The organism is Clostridium sp. KLE 1755, from assembly GCF_000466465.2.
In the GTDB taxonomy this organism is placed as follows: domain Bacteria; phylum Bacillota; class Clostridia; order Lachnospirales; family Lachnospiraceae; genus Eisenbergiella; species Eisenbergiella porci.
On record NZ_KE992773.1, the window covers coordinates 19,161 to 39,316 of the forward strand.

At 46.1% G+C, this 20,156-nt stretch carries 15 protein-coding genes; 1 reads left to right on the forward strand and 14 read right to left on the reverse strand.

Features of this window, described 5'->3' with window-relative positions; genetic code table 11:
• Entirely contained in the window at positions 1-1,653 is a 1,653-nt protein-coding gene (locus HMPREF1548_RS25175; RefSeq protein ID WP_021639584.1) for a diguanylate cyclase, read from the reverse strand.
• Between the two features lie 160 nt (positions 1,654-1,813).
• On the opposite strand from HMPREF1548_RS25175, the gene HMPREF1548_RS25180 reads away from it, so the two are divergent.
• Complete coding sequence (locus HMPREF1548_RS25180; RefSeq protein WP_021639585.1) at positions 1,814-3,274, forward strand: GntR family transcriptional regulator; 1,461 nt, start codon at positions 1,814-1,816, stop codon at positions 3,272-3,274.
• A gap of 301 nt (positions 3,275-3,575) precedes the next feature.
• Here the strand turns inward: HMPREF1548_RS25180 and HMPREF1548_RS25185 are convergent, their stop codons facing one another.
• The 13 genes from HMPREF1548_RS25185 to HMPREF1548_RS25245 all read right to left on the reverse strand — a co-directional run.
• Complete coding sequence (locus HMPREF1548_RS25185) at positions 3,576-5,003, reverse strand: relaxase/mobilization nuclease domain-containing protein (RefSeq protein ID WP_021639587.1); 1,428 nt, start codon at positions 5,001-5,003, stop codon at positions 3,576-3,578.
• 66 nt (positions 5,004-5,069) lie between these two features.
• A complete protein-coding gene (locus HMPREF1548_RS25190; RefSeq protein WP_181970178.1) occupies positions 5,070-5,699 on the reverse strand; it encodes a recombinase family protein in 630 nt (209 codons plus the stop codon).
• Between the two features lie 189 nt (positions 5,700-5,888).
• Positions 5,889-6,170 (reverse strand): CD1845 family protein, encoded by a 282-nt coding sequence (locus HMPREF1548_RS25195; RefSeq protein WP_025489049.1) that lies wholly within the window; start codon positions 6,168-6,170, stop codon positions 5,889-5,891.
• A 73-nt stretch (positions 6,171-6,243) separates the two neighbouring features.
• Positions 6,244-6,582: a plasmid mobilization protein gene (locus tag HMPREF1548_RS25200; protein ID WP_021639590.1), complete on the reverse strand. Its 339-nt coding sequence runs from the start codon at positions 6,580-6,582 to the stop codon at positions 6,244-6,246.
• On the reverse strand, positions 6,582-8,204 hold the full coding sequence (locus HMPREF1548_RS25205; protein WP_051358477.1) for a helicase-related protein: 1,623 nt from the start codon (positions 8,202-8,204) through the stop codon (positions 6,582-6,584). The genes HMPREF1548_RS25200 and HMPREF1548_RS25205 overlap by 1 nt, the downstream gene beginning before the upstream one ends.
• Positions 8,205-8,283: 79 nt before the next feature.
• Positions 8,284-8,472 carry a transposon-encoded TnpW family protein gene (locus tag HMPREF1548_RS25210; RefSeq protein ID WP_021639592.1) on the reverse strand — a complete coding sequence of 63 codons (189 nt, stop codon included), beginning with the start codon at positions 8,470-8,472 and terminating at the stop codon, positions 8,284-8,286.
• 123 nt (positions 8,473-8,595) lie between these two features.
• Complete coding sequence (locus HMPREF1548_RS25215) at positions 8,596-9,861, reverse strand: plasmid recombination protein (RefSeq protein WP_035323888.1); 1,266 nt, start codon at positions 9,859-9,861, stop codon at positions 8,596-8,598.
• A 180-nt stretch (positions 9,862-10,041) separates the two neighbouring features.
• Positions 10,042-11,061, reverse strand: coding sequence for an AAA family ATPase (locus HMPREF1548_RS25220; protein WP_021639594.1), 1,020 nt, complete (start codon positions 11,059-11,061; stop codon positions 10,042-10,044).
• The gene (locus HMPREF1548_RS30695; protein WP_035323891.1) at positions 11,042-11,233 is read right to left on the reverse strand and encodes a hypothetical protein; all 192 of its coding nucleotides are present in this window, start codon (positions 11,231-11,233) and stop codon (positions 11,042-11,044) included. The genes HMPREF1548_RS25220 and HMPREF1548_RS30695 overlap by 20 nt, the downstream gene beginning before the upstream one ends.
• Before the next feature lie 292 nt (positions 11,234-11,525).
• Positions 11,526-12,473, reverse strand: coding sequence for a serine hydrolase (locus tag HMPREF1548_RS25230; protein WP_021639596.1), 948 nt, complete (start codon positions 12,471-12,473; stop codon positions 11,526-11,528).
• A gap of 196 nt (positions 12,474-12,669) precedes the next feature.
• A complete protein-coding gene (locus tag HMPREF1548_RS25235) occupies positions 12,670-13,047 on the reverse strand; it encodes a TnpV protein (RefSeq protein WP_032089827.1) in 378 nt (125 codons plus the stop codon).
• Positions 12,972-15,092, reverse strand: coding sequence for a recombinase family protein (locus HMPREF1548_RS25240; RefSeq protein WP_021639598.1), 2,121 nt, complete (start codon positions 15,090-15,092; stop codon positions 12,972-12,974). The genes HMPREF1548_RS25235 and HMPREF1548_RS25240 overlap by 76 nt, the downstream gene beginning before the upstream one ends.
• A gap of 172 nt (positions 15,093-15,264) precedes the next feature.
• On the reverse strand, positions 15,265-20,156 hold a 4,892-nt coding region (locus HMPREF1548_RS25245), incomplete at its 5' end, for a helicase-like domain-containing protein (protein ID WP_198168686.1).

The window sequence follows — 20,156 nt, forward strand, 5'->3', positions numbered from 1 at the left end:
TTAAATGCTGTCTGCGCTGCCCACCATCTCGTCCAGAAAACTAATGGTCACCTGATTTTTTGCTTTTTTTGATTGATACATCATAGTGTCTGCAACTTTGAACAGTTTTTCTGCGGTTCCACTTCCATATGCCCCACCTATGCTTACAGACATATGTAGTTCGGGATGTCCATCAATTATCAGACTATCAACAGAATGTCTGATCCTCTCCAGTTTTTTCTCAAATATCTCTTGGGGCATACTAAAAAAGATGATTACAAATTCATCGCCGCCATAACGGATAACTGCATCTGTTTTTCGCACACAGGATAAAACAGTTTGTGCAATGCTCTGCAATATGATATCGCCAACATCGTGGCCATAATTATCATTGATGTACTTAAAATCATCTACATCTATTACGGCCATTGCCTGAATATCATCTGTGCCTTGAAAATGCTCGTCATAATAGCGGCGATTGTAAATACTGGTTAAGGAATCAATATATAATAAGTGCAGTTGCTGCTGTTTGCGAGACAAGGCGGTGTATTTTTTACAGGAAAACAGCCTATCGTAGTCTATTTTATTTCTTATATCCTGAATATTTTTAGCCTCTTGTTCCTGAGAGGCAGCCATTAGTTCGTCTTCAAGTGTATCGGCAATTTCTTGCAGACATAGTAAAAGAGAAGGATTAAATGCACCGCATTGTCCTTCTAAAATCATTTTTAAAGCTTCTTCATGTGAATAAGCTTTCTTATAGCAGCGCTCACTGGTCAAGGCATCATATACATCGGCCAGCGCAACTACCTGAGCGGCAATGGGAATTTCTTCTCCCTTTAATCCGTCCGGATAACCATTGCCATCATACCTTTCGTGGTGCCATCGGCAGATCTCAGAAGCCACTTTAATAAGCGGATTTTCGCGCTGCTCTATGGACAGGTCTAATAGCATGTTAGCACCGATCACTGAGTGCGTTTTTATCACTTCAAATTCCTCTGCCGTAAGTCGGCTGGGTTTATTTAATATTGCATCTGAAATTGAGATTTTCCCAATATCGTGCAGCGCAGAAGCAGTGCTGATCAAAGAAATATCTGCTTTAGACAAAGGATATTGATCTGTCAGCTGAACCAACTGCTTCAGCAAATATTTTGTAATTGTATTTACATGCAGGATATGTAGGCCGCTCTCTCCATTACGGAATTCCACAATATGAGACAGAATTGAGATCATCAGCTTACTATTCTTTTCCTGCTCGTGAAATTGTTCTGCAATAATTTTTTCAAGGCGCTGCTGCCTTGCGTATAAAAACATCGTATTAGAAATTCGACGCTGGACAATGGTTGAATCAAAAGGTCGGCTGATATAGTCAAAAGCCCCTAAATCATAGGCCCTCTTTATATTAGCAGGAGTGTCATCAGCAGAAATCATAATAACAGCGAAGGTGTCATTCCAATGGTATTTGTTTATGTAAGCTAATACTTCAAATCCGTCCATTTCAGGCATCATAATGTCCAGAAGCAAAAGGGAGAAATCTGCTCTTTGCTTTGAAAGGAGAGAAATTGCTTCCACACCATTCTCAGCCTCTACCACATCATAGTGCTCTTCCAAAATATCTATCAAAAGAGCTCGGTTCATTTCTGAATCGTCCACAATTAAAATTTTTTGTTTATCCATGATACTTAAACTCTTTCCTATTGATTTGCATTTTCATTATAAATGTCATCCATATATACTGGCAATATCTATATTGGTAAGGTGTGCAAATAGGTGAGCGTTTTTTGTGCTGACAAAATAGACACACCATGATATAATCCAGACAGCAAGGAGGCAAGTTATGAAACCACAAGAGACAAAATTTGAATTTGTATATAATGAAATTAAGCAGTGTATTTTAGATGGACAGATACCTCATGGAAATGCCTTGCCATCTTCAAGGATGTATTGCGAACAATTCCATGTTAGCAGATATACGATTAATCGTGTTTTCGAAGCATTGAGGGCGGAAGGACTGGTTGATATTCAGCCTCGCCTTGCGCCGATTGTTGTTTCAAAAAAAGATACCTGTAGTTCATCAAATATTGTTTTGGAGATTCTAAAGCAAAAGGAAAGCATTTTACAGGTATATCAGACTTTTGCTCTAATACTGCCTTCCCTTATGGTTTTTGCTTTGCAGGGGTGTGATGTGGAGATAATGCCCCACTATAAGCAGGCTATGAAAGCATTGCGTTTGGGACATGCCCCCGGTGTATGGCGTTCCTTTTCTAAATTAGGATATGATATATTGAGAATAGGTGGTAATTCCCTATTCAGCGAACTCTACTCTACGTTTGGCCTTTATAATAAGCTTGCATTTTTTACAGAAGAGTGTACTTATTTCTCTAAATACTTTTTACAGGGGCCTTTATCTGCAACCAGTGTTATTGACATATTAAAGGGCGATGATCCACTTACGAAGTATGACCAGTTATCAAATATGTATCAAAAACTTGCGGATTCCATTGAGAATACGTTAAATTACCTGTCAGATAGCACTACCAAATGTCCTGCACAAACTGGTTTGAAGTTCTCGTGGAATCCCATGCGTGGTCAGGATTATTGTTACTCAAAAATTGTTGATGACTTGAATCTAAAAATCGGTCTTGGAGAGTATTCTGTTGGAATGTTTCTTCCATATGAAAAACAACTGGCCAACCAGTATGAGGTCTCTATATCGACGGTCAGAAAGGCATTATCAGAACTCGAGCAAAGAGGTTTCGTAAAGACATTAAATGGTAAAGGTACTATAGTGATAGAACCGGATGATACGAAACTTCATCAGCTGGCTCTTAATTCCGGATATGTAGAAAAAGCACTACGTTACCTTCACGCTTTGCAGTTAATGGTACTAATTATTCGTCCTGCCGCTTTAGCTGCTGCTCCACAGTTTACTAAAGAAGAACTGGACGAGTTGGCAGATAGATTTACTTCTTCTGACTCTATTTATTTGTCGGATATTTTGAAAGCCATAATGAGAAATACCACGTTAGAACCTTTATATGTTATATTGTCTGAAACCAATCATCTTCTTGAATGGGGACACCATTTTGCTTATTATCCGTCCAAGAAACATACACTTTCACATCTCAACAAGCAAGTTATTCTTGCGCTTCAACAGTTAAGGGAAGGTAATGCAGATTCCTTTGCGGATGGCATAGCAGATTGTTATCGTTACAATTTGAGTCGTATGAAGAAGCATATGGTAGAAAAACATAAATTTTATCATGTAGCTAATATTCGGGTTCCAGAAAAATATTAGTTAGCAAGCAATGGAAAGGGATATCCTTTTGCCCGTTTTCACTTCGTTCTCCCGACCAAAAGGCTACCCCTTTCCGCTTGTTGGGGAGTTCCCCAAGCCCCCGGCCCAACACAGAAATGTGTGGGCCGAACACCATGCGGAGCATGGTGGCTGCCGCGCCCTGGCGGACGCTTAAAGAGCAAGGACATAGCAAAAGCCGGGAACGGTGTCAGGGGCGCGCCGTGGCGCGTTCATTTTACCCTTGACACCGTTCCCGGCTTTTGCTTTTGGGTAGACAAGGCGGTAAAACCGCAGTGCGGCTTTACCGGCCCTGTTCCTGATTTTTCTCTTTTTCCTGTTCGTAGTCCTGTACCTGCTCAATACGCAGAAGCGCGTCTACATTTGCCTTGACTGTCTGCAATTCCTGGCTTTCTTTCCGCAAGCGTTTGAAATCCTCATAAGCTGTTTTCTTCTTAGCGAGCAAGTCAGCATATTCCGCCTGCAAAATTTTAACCGTGGGCAGCTTCTTTGTGCCTAAATCGTTAAAGGCCCGTTTTGCAGCTTCATGTAACAGCAGATCCGCTTCATGGGCAGAACGAAACGCCGCCTTTTCCCTGGGACTGGCCTTTCGGTAGGCCACATAGGTATCATGAGTTTTCGCATAATTGATGATGTGTGTTTTCAGAGCCGCCACCTGCTCAATACGGTGTTCATATTGCTTGATGGAAGCAGACACCTTTTCAAACTCCGAAGCGGTGGAAGCGGCCTGGGCCGCCAACACATCGTACTCTGTAATGTCATGCTCCGTTAGGTAATTGAGCGTCCGTGCCGCTTCTTTCAGGTTATGAATTTTCAGCCAGCGTTCATAGCCTGGCCCGCGCCCCTGCAAACGGCTTTGAATATCAAGCAGCAAATTGATACGGCCATTTTTTTGAAGCTGTGCAGTACGCCGACGCGGGCGTTTTTGTGGTTGTCCAATGCGGCTTTTTAAGGCTTCCTCTGTATAATCGGTTCCCAGCGTTCTGGTTCGGGTAAAACGCTCCTGACCCTCACCGGATAGGCGGAAACTAAGAATGTTCCTGGTAGTCTGAATCTCATAGCCCTCCCGCCGCATGGCCGCCAAAAATTCCTCATAGCTGGACACCGTAGGCAACACCCGGTCAATCGTCCGGCGCAGCTTCGCTTTCCAGCTTGAGCCACGCTTTTCATTGGCCCATTCTGCATAATGCTTTCCTTTTTCTTTTGGCTCCTTAATGACGGATAACTTATGTTCCTGACACAGCCGGTCATTGATCTGCCGGATTGTTTTGTAGGTATTCCAGTAATTGTTGAATTTGTGGGTGCAGTCCAAAGTGGTACTGTTAAACTCGATGTGACAATGAATGTGGTGCTTATCTATATGAGTAGCTACAATGAATTGGTGCTGGCCGCCGGTAAATTCCAAGGCAAGCTGATACCCCAGCCGGTTTGCTTCCTCCGGTGTAATTTCTCCTGGCCGAAAAGATTGAATTAACAGATAGGAAATAACATCTTCGTCTGGATCGCGCCGCCTCCCGGTAGTGGCTTCATAAATCTGCTTACTGACGGTAAATTCCTGCCACGCGGTATCTGCGCTGCACTGATAGGAGGATACCAGCAGGCCGCCCTTTGTTTTCTCAGGATTTTTGTCGTAGTCAAGCCGATCTTTCAGTACCGCCGCGATACTGCGGCCCTCACTGGCATGACGAGGTTTTATTTTGGAAATTGCCACCTGCTGACCCTCCTTTCGATAAAAAGAACCGCAGACCAGTTATGATCTGCGGTTCAGTGAGAGATGTTAAATTTCCATATGTGTTTTTTCTCGTTTTGCTTCTTTCAATATCCTGTTTACCTGTTCAAACTGCTCTTTAGAAACAAGTGCTTGATGGTCAAAGAGTTCCACCCGTTCCAGGGCACACTGCTTTTGTAAAGAGGGAGAGCCAAGCCGTCGTTCCAATGTTATGGTTCCCGTGTAAATAGAATTGCGCGATACCCTCCGTACCCGCTTTTTCCAATCCAGAAGCGAGTTAGAATTTTCTGCCTGTACTTTATCCCGGTATGCCCTCCGAATATCATCAGCAGGAAAATCAGCAAAAGGCCGTGCCAGGATTGCCCGCAGGTTTTCCGCCGATTGTGGGCACTCAGAGAGAATGAACGCCATATTTTTAACGGACAATTCTTCTGCTACATATTCCTGTATGGCTGAAAGGCTAACCAGTGGGATAGCTTCCTCATAAGTCAATTCTGTGTTCCAGCCTTTATGGCGTTCCATTACCTCTGTTACCAGTTCGGCCGGAGGATTCTGTATATATTCCTCTATCTTGTAAAAGATAAATTTCACATTCTCAGCCGGTAGATCATCAACTACAAGCAGGTTTTTGTCATTCACTTTATAACCATATATCTGTTCCTTTTGCACCTGCTCCATTCTGGCCCGTTTCTCTTTTAGCAGAGTTCTAAGCCTATCGGATATTTTACTGTCCGCTACCATATCCGCATATGCTTTTTCTATTTCATCGTAAGATTTCATAGTCACACCTCACCTTTATTTTGATCTACTTTAAGAACATGGACGCGGCACCCGTTTAGAATGCCGCGCCCGGTCAGCTTTTTTGTATCAAATAGATTTCAGCATGTGGTTAAAGTCCGCCACCCGTTCCGTCAGCCAGGAGGCCGCCAGCGGCAGTCCGTAGGGGCTTACCAGCCACGCCAGAACCAGGAAGCCGATAAATCCGTCCACCCGTCCGGCGAACAATACCACGATCCCCAGCAGGAACAACAGAAACGCGACAATGCCGAGCACCATGCCGGAAAACAGGCAGAAGAACCGGCAGAACGCTACCAGAAGCGTCAGAGCCAGGACGATGGGGAACAGCAAAATCTTTATTATAATTCTCATTCGCGCAACCTCCTTTGCAAACTTATTTACGGATACACTATAACACATTAAAGCGATACAGTAAAGGCAGTTTTTATAAATTGTCCAGCTTCCCCAGCAGGGTACTGACCGCGCCCCAAAGTTCCCCATACCGTTCCTGCAGGTCGGCCACATCTTCCTCATAGAGATTGCCGGTGCTGTTCACCCGTTTGGCGATCTGGTTTAAGTTGTTAGAGCAGATCCGCAGCAGCGACACCAGGGCTTTGAAGTCGGACATATCCACCCGGACGGCATAACCGTCCACCGCCATCTTTCGCAGGTAGGCCCGCTGGTTGTGAATACCAAGCTGGGCCATCTTTTTTTCTATGAGTTCCTTTTCTTCAGGTGATACCTTGAAATAAAGCGGGATTGTTCGCCCGCTGTGCGGTTTCATCAGATTGCCACCTCCATGTCTTTTCCTTTGGCGGGAGGGGAAGCCGTAGCCGCAGATTCCACGCCCAGGCGTTTGAGCATACCTTTAATGGAGGGCTGGCCGCCCTGGGTATCGCTTTCCAGCTCCTCCGCTTCCCGCTGGCGCTTGCCCACCGTTTTTCCGTCCATATTCAGGGCAATCCGCAGCACGTTCAGCCGGTCAGATTTTTCGGCAAGTTCCTGTTCCTGGGGGAATGACCGCTGTACCTCAATCTTTGCTTCCTCCATCTGTGCGGTCAGGTTTTCCAGGTTGGCCCGGTTTTCCTCCAAATTCTCTACCATGATGTTCAGCGCGTGATCCAAACGGGCCATATTGCCCACGGGGTCGCTGCCCAATTCAATGGTATGGGAAAGGCTGTGCTTCATCGTCACCTGAAATTTTTGCGTCTGTGTATCTGCCCATAAGGTCAGCGGGAAGCCCCGGTATTCGCCCAGGTCAATCCGTTCCGATACATTTTTCATTTGTGTGCAGGCTTCGATGATTGCCTGACCTGCCGCCTTGCGCTCCGTGTAAAGTTCCCCGGCCAAAGAGATAGAGAAGTGATCTTTATCCTGGGGGTGTGCCTGCAAGTGGGCAATATCTTCTTCCAGGCCCTTGATTTGTTCCTGCCTGCGCTTGATAGCCTGGGGGAAAAATTGAATTAAGCGATCTTCCAGCATATACCGCTGGCCCTCGTGGTTGGCTTTCAGCAGCTTCAGCTTTGTCACCTGACTGTCTAAATCGGTCATTTCAATAATGCGCGGGTCGCCGGAAGCCAGGGCTTTGACCTCTGCGTAGGACAGGGCGGCTTCGTCCACATCCTCACAGGAACGGGAGGGATTTTTACCACTCATAAGCTGGCCGATAAACTTTTGCTTGTTCTCCAAAATGCTCCAGTTATAAGCGTCAAAAGTGTTTTCCGTTACATACTTGAAAATCTTAACAACCTCATTCAGATTGCCTTGGCGCAGAATCCGGCCCTCACGCTGTTCAATATCCGCTGGCCGCCACGGACAATCCAGATGGTGCAGGGCGGCAAGCCGGGTCTGGACGTTGGTTCCCGCGCCCATTTTGGCCGTGGAGCCTAAAAGCACCCGCACCTGGCCTTTCCGTACTTTGGCAAACAATTCGGCTTTCTGCGTTTCGGTTTTCGCGTCGTGGATATAGGCGATTTCCTCCGGCGGTACGCCCTGGGCCATCAGCTTTTGTTTTATATCATCATAGGCATTGAATGAACCGTCGTTTTTCGGGGTGGACAAATCGCAGAATACAAGCTGGGTGCCCTTGATTTCCGCTGTATCACGCCACACCTGAAGCACATTTTTGACACAGGAATTGATTTTGCTCTCCGGGTCATCGGGCAGGGAGGGGTCGGCCAGCCGCTGATCCAGGGCCAGCTTTCTTCCGTCCGACGTGATTTTCAGCATATTGTCCTGGCGGGGTTCCACCTGTCGAGTGCGTACCAGATCGGCCCGTTCGCCCAAATCCTCCACCATCGCCCGCTGAAAATCGCTTGGCTTGGTGACTACCGTGATTTTATCTGCTTCCGGCACAGGCAGCTTCAACATTTCAGCGGTTTGAATGTCCGCCGCTTCCCGCCACATGGACATAAGTTCCGGGAGGTTGAAAAACTTAGCAAACCGGGTCTTGGAACGGAAGCCGGTGCCCTCGGGAACGAGTTTGTCAAGATGATTTTTGTAAGTTTTCTAAATTCAAATATTTATCCGCTGAAAAATCTCCTAACATCTCGTGTCTGCATATCTCTTGAAACACCGTATTCAAAGGCTTCTTCGCACTTTCCGATTGCTTCACATTTACAATAAAAGTTGTTTTGCCTATTCGTGTTGTATAAGATAAAATATTCTCTTTCATATAATCATTTTCTCCTTTTCATAAATTGATTGTGGGGCATTCCGTTTGGAACACCCCACAAATACAGCCTGTTTCATCGGAACATATCAAGAAGTCATTAAGTCGTGAGTATAATGGAAAAGGTTATCTTTCCATACCTCGCTTGCTCTTTCGTGCCTTGATACGCTCCTGTCTTTCTTTTTCCCTTGCTTCTTTTTCGGCTCGTTCCTGTGCTTCCTTAAAAGAAAAAAGTTGCTTCACTTTTTCGGTAAAAAGTTTGGCAACTTCGGGGAAATGTTCCAACGCTTCAAGAAAAGGTCTGCACTTTTCTTTCAGTTCGTTGTATTTGGTTTTCATTCGTTCCAATGCGTTTGCACTGTCCATATACTTCTGTCGGTAAAAATTTGCACTCTGCTCAAATTTTTTGATTTCCGCACGACTTGTGATACCCTCTTTGGCAAGGGCAGTCAGCTCAGAATAGTCCTTTTGGGAAATTGCCATTTTGCCTGTGAATGTTTTCTGTCCCATACTGTCAATCTCGTTTAAGGTTTTGGAAATATGACGGGCAGGCTCATACTTAACCTGTTCCTTTTGAATACGCTTCTGCAACTTCTCCAATCGCTCTTTGTCCTGTTGGATTTGATATTGCAGGGAAGTCAAATGCTCTGCTGTACTTCCGTATTCGCCACGCTGAAAGCCTTTGAACCCTTGTTCCGTCATATAGTGAAACAATTCATCTTGCAGTATGCTGTACGAAGCTCGGAACATCGGTTTCCCGTTCTTTCTTAGCAACGGATTTCCTTTTTCATCGGTCATCGGAATATCCGATTTCCATTTCTTTGAATGGCTAATCTGATTAACCACTTCCTTAACTGTTCCTCGCAATTTCTCGTCTTTGCAACGCTTACTCCACAAGATTTCTTTCTCCACCACAGGCAGAACCATAGCGTGAAGATGATAGTGGTAAACCTCTTTTCCAAGTTCTTCGCTTGCGGCTACATTGATTTCATCAGCGTGCATTACCGCCGATATAACATTGTCCGCACCGAATTTTTCTTCAATAAAATGATAGGCTTCTTCATAAAACTGCTTTGCGTATTCATAACCGCCGTTACGCTCGAAGTACATCGTGTTCACATCAATCACAATCTCATTAAACAGCGTTGCGTCTTTCCTTAACCCACGAAGCGACACCTGACCGTCTGTTTCCATCTGCTTTAACTGTTCCATATAGGTCGGGGCTGTCGGCTTTTTGAAATGCACATTAAAGGGTATTCGTTCCACAATCACATTCATATTTTCATAGGTTTCATTCTTGCGTTCGTTGTGTCTTTCTGCCTTACTCACATCAGAAGCGGTGTACTTTTTTACCCTTGCACAACTCATATCCGCCTTATTGTTTTTTGCCATTTTGCTCTCCTTTCCAGACAGGGCGAAGCCATTACACAACATTCTTTGAATGTGTGTAACCCACTATGACACTTTCAGACTTCGTCTGCAAAGATGTCGTGGGCAAGGGAGTTCCCCCTTGACCTCCTTTAGATACCTCAATCATAAAAACAGACTGTCCCGCCATCAGACAGCCTGCTTTTATTCTCTCGGTATATCGCCCATCGGCAAAGACCAGTACCACAGAAAGCCTCGTTTTCGTGAGATAACGCCTGCTTTCTTCTTTGCCTTTTTGATGGTCGATTTCTTGAACCCTGCGGCTTCAAGTCTTTCTTCGCAATCCGAAGAAAGCATTTCTCCGTCTTTCAGCATTTCTAAAAGAAATTCTTTCGCCTTGATTTCCTTGTCGTTCGGTCTGCCCATTTTAGGGGCAAGGGACTGGAACGCTTCTTCTGCTGTCATTTCCATTTCAGAAATAAAGTCCACTCCCTTTTCTGCAACCTCAAAGAGAATTGCAGAGCCTGTCGGGGCAAGGTTGGATTTCACTTGAACCATATATCTTGCCGCCGGTGCTTCTTTGTTCGGTGTGCGTGTGATTGCAAGAATACTTCTTGCAGCACCCGCAATATCAATAGAACCGTTGGTACGATAAAGAGGGTTGGTATCTCTCATCTTGTTCATATGAGCGATAATCACGATGGCACAGCCTGTATTTTTTGCAACTGCAATCAAGTGATTAAACTCTGCCCTTGTTTCGTTGGCATTGTTCATTGAACAGTTCTCTCCGATATAGGAACTCATCGGGTCAAGAATTAAAAGTTTTGCGTGATACCTTTCGATTGCTTCAGCAATACGGTTATCTCCAAAGGATAAAGATTTTTCATCTTCTTTGATGAAGATAAGATTTTCTCCGTTCCCACCGGCAGAGTTAAAACGGGGGACTACCGTATCGTCTGCATCATCTTCCGTTGTCTGATAGATGACTGTCATAGGCTCTGTTTCTTCTTCGGTAAAGGGGAGAGGTTCTCCCTTTGAGAGCAGGGCGGCTATGGAAAGCATTAACTTGCTTTTCCCATCGCCAGGATCGCCCTGCAAGAGCGTAACCTTGCCGAACGGAATATACGGATACCACAGCCATTTCACTTCTTTCGGTTCAATCTCACTTGCCTTGATAATTTCAAGCGGTACATTTACATTCATCTCATTTTCCATTTTCATCATTGTTCTTCGTTCTCCTTTTCGATAAATACTTCGGGCAGAGCACCACGATACAGCGGAAACTCTGCTTACAGTCATTACTGCATTTTCTGCAAAGTTCGTTGTAGGTAATGCGATTTCTTTCATTCAGAAACAATGCCCACTCTTGTTTCCGTTTCTTACTCATTCTCGGCATATCAATCCTCCTTTCCGCCTGAAAACAAAAAACCACAGGGAAGATACTTACTGCCTTGTTTCTGTCATTTCTCGGGGCGAAAATCGGGCAAAATTGCCTTTCTAAGCCTTTCAAAAAATCACACAAGGTATTTGTACTAACCTGTGGTTATGTATAAAATTGTAGGGTTTGGGGTAACAAAAAACACCGTATTTCTACGATGTTTTTCGTACTTCAACTATTGTTGTTTCACCAAACTAATCTTTATCTTGTCCACGACACTTTAACGCTTTAATTAAAAGATATTTCGACATCATTTAATAATTGTATTTATAGCGGACTGCACTGCTTTATATCTTCCTTCATCTGATAATGATGCCAAGCAGGTAATCAAATATTCCTTGCCATCTTTTTTATAAAGAACAACAATATTATAGGAAGATGCCATAGTTCCTGTTTTTATTCCTTTTACATTTTCATTATAGTACGGTGACTTTTTATCTAAAAACTTATTGGTATTTTTCCAAGTAAATTCACCTTGTGGAGTTTGAATTGAGAAAGTGCTTTTCCCTACACATTCTTTAACAAAATCATAATTATAAAGCTTCAAGGCTACACGATTAATATCATCCAAATGTGTATCGGCTGACATAGCTGCCCCGCTCGGATCATTATACAAATTTGTTTTAGAATAGCCTTCTTCAATTAAATACTCACTTAGCTCTGTCATAAAATAATTTATATATTCCGTTGCTGTATAGCCCTCTCCTAATTCATTTTTAGCAATATAATATGCCAACGAATAGGCAGCATCGTTTCCCGAAGGAACAAGCATAGCTTCCATTATTTCTTTTACTGTGTACTTCCCAACTTTTAGATTTGCTAAAGATGACCCAGCCGGCACAAGATCCAATACCTCTTGATTTACTTCAATAACATCTTCCAAGTTAACTTTTGTCAAAGCATAGTCAATGACAAATAGTTTTGCCAAACTTGCTACTGTGGGCAATTGGCTATCTCCCTCGTAAAATAAATATTCACCCTGTTCAATATCATAAACAGAAAACGAAAGAGCGTCCTGAGGAATGTTAAGCTCATTTGTACTCAGTTGAAAATCGATTTTTTTATACACATCCTTAAAAAAATCAAAACGATAAATCCCTGTTTTATATAATCCAACTACTGCTACAAACGCTATAAGCAAGACTGTTGTAAAAACCATTATTATCTTTATCTTTTTGTATTTTCTATTCTTCTTCATACTCTCACCTACAAATTCATTTCGTTATTCCTAATAAAATACAACCTTCCATTAAACATTATAACAAAAGTCATCATTTTTTTCAATACTTCAAACTACTTCGACTACACTCACAACTTAATGACTTCTTGAATACTTCCCGAAAAAGAAAACTGCCATCAATTAAGACAGCAGTTCCTTTTCGGCTGGTATGCTATTAGGAATACACAATATCGTTCAATACAATCTCATCTGCACAGGCTCGGATATTATTCATCAATCCGACCCATCTCATCATATCCTCCGCTTTCAGTTGTTCCGTCACACCTTGTTTTCTTGCCATTTCCTTTATCAGATACTCCGCCATATTACACGCCGAAGTATCAATTTCAGCAAGGTGTTCATATAACTTTCCGCTTGTAAGCAGATTGAAATATAAGACTTTCTTGTGTTCCCTTAAATATTTTTCCCTCGTTCTTCCGTATTTTATGAGCGTAGACGGTTCTTCGTTTTCTATCGTCAAGCAGGGATAGTAATAATCTCCGATGAGTTCGTACTGGATACCAGTTCTTTCGTCTGTAATAAATCTTTGCATTCTGATTTCTCCTTTTGCTTCTTGTGATAAAATTCCAAAGATTTCTCGTTGTGGTTTTGCTTTTGACATTCCTCGGAACAGAATTTCTGCTGACTGTGTGTAGGCCAGTAGGTACTGCCACACACAGCACAGACACGCTGACGATAATAATGATTTCCTCTTTCTGCTTCTCTGTCGGCTTTCTTTTGGTCCTGCCTTGCCTGATAGCAGCAATCCTTTGAACAGAATATCTGTCGGTTACTTGTAGGCACAAACTCTTTTTGACAGTGAGGGCATATCTTTGTCTTGACGATTTCTCCACCGGTTTCAGCGAGTTTTTTCGCCTTTCGCTTCTCTCGGTAGGCTATTTCACGCTCACGCTGTTTTGCCAAGCGTTCCATCTCGATCTGTTCTTCCTGTGCCTTTATTTCAGCAAGTTCTTCTTCTGTATAAGCAATATCGACCCGCCCGACATAGTTGAAGTAAATATCAACCTTTTGTGTCCTTGCTTTTCCCACACCCTCTGCTTCATATACCACAATCTTGTCAATGAGTTCAGCAAACATCAAATCGGAAATTTCTGTCGGCTCTTTGCACTTGCGAATTAAAGAAATGAAATGCTTAATATCAACAGCATTTACTTTTTCTTCGGCAAGTTCCTTTTCCATTACTTCAATCTTCGTTTCCAGTTCAGCCTGCTCGTCATCGTACTGCTTCATCAGTTGCTTGTACTGTCTTTCGGGCAGTAAACCCGAAACAAGATTTTCATACAAACCACGAATGAGTTTGGAAAGCTCATCGTATCGCTTCTGAAAACGGAGCAATTCCGATTTATTCTGCTTTGGCTTTTCTGTCTGCTTTTCATTCCATAAGGCTTGAAGTTCTTTTGCAAAGGCTTCTTCGTCATTCAGAACAAATCTTGATAATCGTTTTACAGCCGATAATATCAAGGTTTCAACATTATCAGCACTAATTGAATGGGCAGAGCAGGAGTTTACTTTGCTTGCATACCCACCGCAACGGTAAGAATACTGCACCGAACGGTCTTTTTTACTGTAATGCGTTTGCAGGGTCATTCTTCTTCCACAATCTGCACAGTACAGATAACCGCTTAAACGGTTGCTATGCGTACCTTTTGTGGCTGTTCTGTTTGCTCGTTTCTTTCGCTTCTGAACGCTGTCCCAAAGTTCCTGCGTGATGATAGGCTCGTGCGTATTATAAAATACATACTGTTCATCTTCATCGGTATTCTTCCTTTTGTGCAGTTTGAAATTCGTACTGACCGATTTACGCAAAACGGTATGACCGAGATATTCCTGTCTGCTTAAAATCCCTCTTATGGTTGACATTCCCCAAAGATACGGGTCTGTAAACTTTATTCCATTATACTGTTCGGGGTGATATTCCCTTGCGTGTGCCGCCGGAATTAAAACCTTTTCTTCGGTAAGCAATTCAGCGATTGCTCTCGGACTTTTTCCCTCGTTGGCAAGCAGAAAGATACGCTTTACTACCTCAGAAGCCACAGGGTCAACGACAAGCGTTTGTTTGTCGGTTGCTAATCGGTTATATCCATAAGGGATTGAACCACTGCAACGCTTCCCGTCTTTCATACGGGCGTCAAACACAGCCTTGATTTTATTGCTTGTGTCTTTGGCGTACCATTCGTTCATTATATTCAAAAATGGGGCAAAGTCATTATCAGAAGCATTATTACTGTCAATGCTGTTGTTTATTGCAAGAAAACGGACATCTTTCTGTGGGAACAGAACTTCCGTATAAAAGCCGACTTGCAGATAGTTTCGTCCTAATCGGCTCATATCCTTAACAATAATCGTTGCGACATTTCCTGCTTCTACTTCCTTAATCAACTCCTGAAAACTCGGACGATTGAAATTCACACCCGAAAAACCATCGTCAGTAAAATGGCGGATATTCGTAAAGCCATTTCTTCGGGCGTAATCTTCCAAGTATTGTTTTTGGTTGGTTATTGAATTTGACTCACCATTAAGGTCATCATCTCTTGATAAACGCTCATAAAGTGCTGTAATCTTTGAAGTCCTTGACATTCTCTTAACCTCCTTTCCTTATGTAATCTGTTTAGTATTAAAAGTATTACTCCCTCTACTAATAGGAGAAAATAGGGGTACAAAGCGGAACTGTTTTTCAAGAAAATCAAAAAAATTCTTGAAGTTCCAAAACCGATTTTGATATCCTATTTTCAATTTAGGAACGCATTATTTATCGTCTTACTAAAGTATAGCCCTCCGGGGCCATCTCCAGCGCGGTGATGGTTTCGCCAAAGTTGGCCGCCCAGCTATCAAAGTGTTCCAGGCCGCTTTCTTTCAGCATGTCATATTGCAGGTAGCGCATCATGGTATAGAGTTCGACCATTGAATTACTGACCGGGGTTCCCGTTGCAAAGACGACACCGCGCCCGCCGGTGATCTCGTCCAGATACCGGCACTTGGCAAACATATCGGAGGACTTCTGCGCTTCGGACTGGCCGATACCGGCCACGTTCCGCATTTTCGTTGCCAGGAACAAATTTTTGAAGCCGTGGGCTTCGTCCACATACAGCTTATCTACGCCGAGTTCCTCAAAGGTGATTACATCGTCCTTGCGGCTCTGGTCGTTTAACTTGGCCATACGCGCTTCCAGGCTCTTTCGGGATTTCTCCAGCTGCTTAATGGTGTAGCGTTCGCCGTCCTGTGCCTTGGCCTCCTGAATACCGTCGATTACCTGGTCGATCTGTTCCTGAAGAATGGATTTCTGACGCTCCGGGGAAAGAGGGATTTTCTCAAACTGGCTGTGCCCAATCACCACAGCGTCATAGTCGCCGGTAGCAATCCGGCTGCAAAATTTCTTCCGGTTGGCCGGTTCAAAGTCTTTTTTGGTGGCCACCAGGACGTTGGCCCCAGGGTAGAGCCGCAGGAAGTCCGCGCCCCATTGTTCGGTCAGGTGGTTCGGCACCACTACAAGGCTTTTTTTCGTCAGCCCCAGACGCTTGGATTCTATGGCCGCAGCTACAATCTCAAAGGTTTTGCCAGCACCGACACAGTGGGCCAGCAGGCTGTTCCCGCCGTAGAGCATACGGGCCACGGCATTACGCTGATGGGGCCGCAGGGAGATTTCCGGGTTCATACCGGAAAAGCGGATATGGTCGCCATTGTAGGAACGGGGCCGGATTGCGTTGTAGAGTTCGTTATACTTCCTGCACAGATCGGCCCGACGCTCCGGGTCTTTCCATATCCAGCTTTTGAACGCCTCCCGTATCTGTTCCTGCTTTTGCTGGGCCAGCATGGTTTCCTTGACATTCAGCACCCGTTTATCAGAACCGTCCGGGTCGTGGATTGTATCGTAAATCCGGGTATCCCGCAGATTTAAGCTGTCCTCAATAATCGCGTAGGCGTTGCGCCGCTTGGTGCCATAGGTCACATAGGCCAGGGAGTTATTCACGCTGTCCCGTGATTTCCCGCTGACATTCCATTCTCCGGTGGCCGGGGAATACCGGGCCTGTACCTGCTCATGCAGGTAGCCGGGAGTTTTCAGCAGTTCATGGACAAACTGTGTGTAATACCTGGTATCTATCCAGGTAACGCCGATCCGCACATCAATTTCAGCGGCGGACAGGTCTTTTGGCTGGGCCTGTTCCAGCGCAGCCACGTTATCAGCAAAGGCCGGGTCACGCTCCGCAGCCACCCGCGCAGCGGCCAGCTTTTTGCGGACGTTGCCTGACAGGTATTCATCAGCCGTTTCCCAACCGGCATAGGGATTGGAACCGGCTTCGGGGTTTTTGAAAATAACACCCTTTAAGTCCTCGATGATAGGTTCCACATCGCCCGGCCTGCCCAGCAGTGTAGACATAAAGCCCAGGTCAACACAGGCTCGTTCCCCGATGGAAACGGCCAGGGCTTCACTGGCGGTATCTACATGGTCGATGGAAACCTGCTGATTGATGGTACGCTTGGTGAACATATCCGCCTTGCGCTCTAAATTCCCGTCCTCGTCCAGAATTTCTAAGGAGCAAAGCAGGCAGTAGGCGGAATCCTGCTCAAACGCCCGTTTGTTGCCGGTGCTGTTCAGCAATCCGAATTTTGCGGTAAAAGCGTCATAGGCGGTATTCAGCTTGGCCTGGGCCTGCTTAATCTCCTCGTCGGTGCCATCGTAAAGCTGCAAATCAATCAGGTTACGGGTAATTTCCCGCAGCCCAATCATTCCACGGATACGCTGGGCGGTGGCAGCGGGCAAATCAACAGCCGTTTTATCGCCGTTTTCAAGAAAGTACAGCTTCCCGCCGATTTCCGTATAACTGAAATTCCGCGCCATCGGGTCAGGGGCTTCCAGGCTTTCCAACAGTTCATCAACCGTAACTTCGGTTTTTTCCTGAAGCAAACGCTGATCCGGCTGGCTTAAATTTTCTATCGCAGCCGCAAGCTGTTCTTCCAGCGCGGCACCAGGAACCGGCTCACAGGTGGTTTCTTTCTCATTGCCGTACATGCTTTTATCCCAGGCCATTGTACCCAGCACCATTTCCGGGTGCTGTTCAAAATAGCGGTTGATGGGGATACCGTCCGCAGTCTGGCCCAGATGTACCCACTCCGGCAGCTGTTCCGGCGGGCTTTCACGCTTTTGGAGGAACAGAATATCGCTGGTGACTTCCGTACCGGCATTTTTAGCAAAGGCATTGTTAGGCAGGCGCACCGCGCCCAGCAAGTCGGCCTTTTGCGCCAGATATTCCCGCACCGTGCTGTCCTGTTTATCCAGAGTTCCCTTGGAGGATATGAACGCCACAATGCCGCCCGGCCGCACTTTATCCAGTGTTTTCGCAAAAAAGTAATCGTGTATCAACAGGTTTTTGCTGTCATAGCGGGGATCGGGCAGCTTATAATTTCCAAAAGGCACGTTGCCCACCGCCAGATCAATGGAGTTATCCGGCAGGTTGGTATGTTCAAAACCGTCTACCAGAATCTTAGCCTGGGGGTAAAGCTGGCCTGCCAGCCGCCCGGTAATGCTGTCCAGTTCCACCCCCAGCAGAGTAGCGCCCTGCATAGTTTCCGGCAGCAGCCCGAAGAAGTTGCCTACCCCCATCGCCGGTTCTAAAACAGTTTCCGGCTGAATCCCCATACGGCCCACCGCTTCATAGATACTCTGAATGACCGTGGGGCTGGTGTAATGGGCGTTTAGGGTAGAGCCACGGGCCGACGCATATTCCTCCGGGGTCAGCAGTTCTTTCAGTTCGGCATATTCCGCAGCCCATTTCTCATTGGCTTCGTCAAATGCCTGGGGCAGTCCGCCCCAGCCCACATACCGGGCAAGGACTTCCTGTTCCTCCGGGGCAGCCAAACGGCCCTGGGATTCCAGGTCTTTTAAGAGCCGAATTGCCGCCACATTATTCTGAAACTTGGTTTTCTGGCCGCCTGCCCCCAGGTCAGGATCGGTGATATGGAAATTTTCTGCGGCAGGTGCCTGTTCCGGCTGCATTTCTGCTTGATCGGGAATGGCCTCTTTGATTTGCCGCCATTCTTCATCGGTTACGGTAATATCTATCTCATGGGTGGCGGGGCCGTTGCCGATGGTCAGGGAATCTCCCTTTCGGGTAATGGATTGGCCGGTTAGGTCGGGAACGTGCGGGAACAGGGCGGCATTTCGTTCATCATGCCGCAGGGCTTCTTCAAACTGCGGGCGGCTGATGGTTTCATGGCTCCAGGAATAGGGGCCGGTATCTATCCGTACATCGAGTTCTCCCACATAGCCGATAGTGCCAGCAATATTCCGGCCAGGGAGAGGAAGATGAACCGAATCGCCCACCTGATAGGAGGGCGGCCCCTGTAACGTCACCGGCTCCTGTATGACCGGCTCATGGAAAAATCCGTTCTGCTCCGCTTGATAAAGGGAACGCAGAACCGGCGCGAGGTCTGCCCAGGAATAAGTGCGTTTGGTATCGTATTTATCAAAAATGTTGATTTCCAGGCTGGTGGTGCTGGCAAAATAGTCCGCTGTTTCCCCGGTCACAAGTTCCATCGTTTCGGCGGTTCCGGCATAGGTATCGGAAAGCCGCTGGGCTATGCGGGTGTTGCCATCGCCCGCCCGGAAGCACTCTGCAAGCAGTTCCTTATCCCGTTGTTCCAACAGTCCGCCATCGCCGGTCAGGACTTCCCGGAGATCCGCGTCAATGCTGTTTACAGCCGGTGCCAGAAATTCCGTAATGGCTCCATTCCGCGAATCCTGGCGCAGCAGCCGTTCAAAGTTTTCAATCCGTTCCGAGCGAAAAATAGGATAGGCCAGGGCCGGATCAAGCAATTCCACATAGTCCGGTTTTAAGCCGGTGACTTGAAACAGAGTATCTTCCAGATAAACGGAATCGCCCACCTGATAAGCCGGGGCCAGCGGGTCACGAGCAGGAACGGCACTGACATTTGCGGACGGTTTAAGGCTATCAGAGCCGCCCGCGCCGGCACTTTCAACAACCGGAACCGCCTGGGGTGGTAACTTTCCCTGGGCACCCTCCTTTTGGGCTTCTAACGGTCCGCCCCCGGCTGCTTCCGGCTGGGATACAGTCAGAGCCGCCCCCGCCTTTTCCAGCACTTCCTTGTGGAGCCGGGTATGAAATTCCGGGAAGTCATAGTAAAGCCGCAGCAGTTCCGGTTCATTAACCGCCAGCACCGCCCGTTTTACAGCAGCGTCACCCTCTATGCGAATATTTTCCGGATCGCTGTTTTTCAGTGCATTTTGGTAGGCTTCATCATTCAGGACACGGGAGAGCACCACCGGCTGATATTCTGCGTAAATCTCTTTGAGGGTACGGGGCGGCACCGGCTCCGCTTCCTGGATATCCGGGCCGGAAGCCGATTCGCGGCCTGTCATAGCGGCAAGGTCAAGAGAAAGCTGGTTATCCTCTTTGCCGCTTTCAGCAAACAGGTTCCGGCGGGCCGCTTCCAGAGGGTTCCCCTGGGGCTGCTCTTTCTTTTTTTGCCTGGAACGGGAAGAAGCGGGGGCCGCAGCCTCCGCTTCTTTTTGGGCAATTTTTTCAATTTGTACCTCCGGCAGATCAAACAATGTCATTTGCCGGTAGGCTGGCTGGGTGGAGAATGGTTCCTCCAGTTCCGCAGAAGAAGAAACGGCAGGGTTTA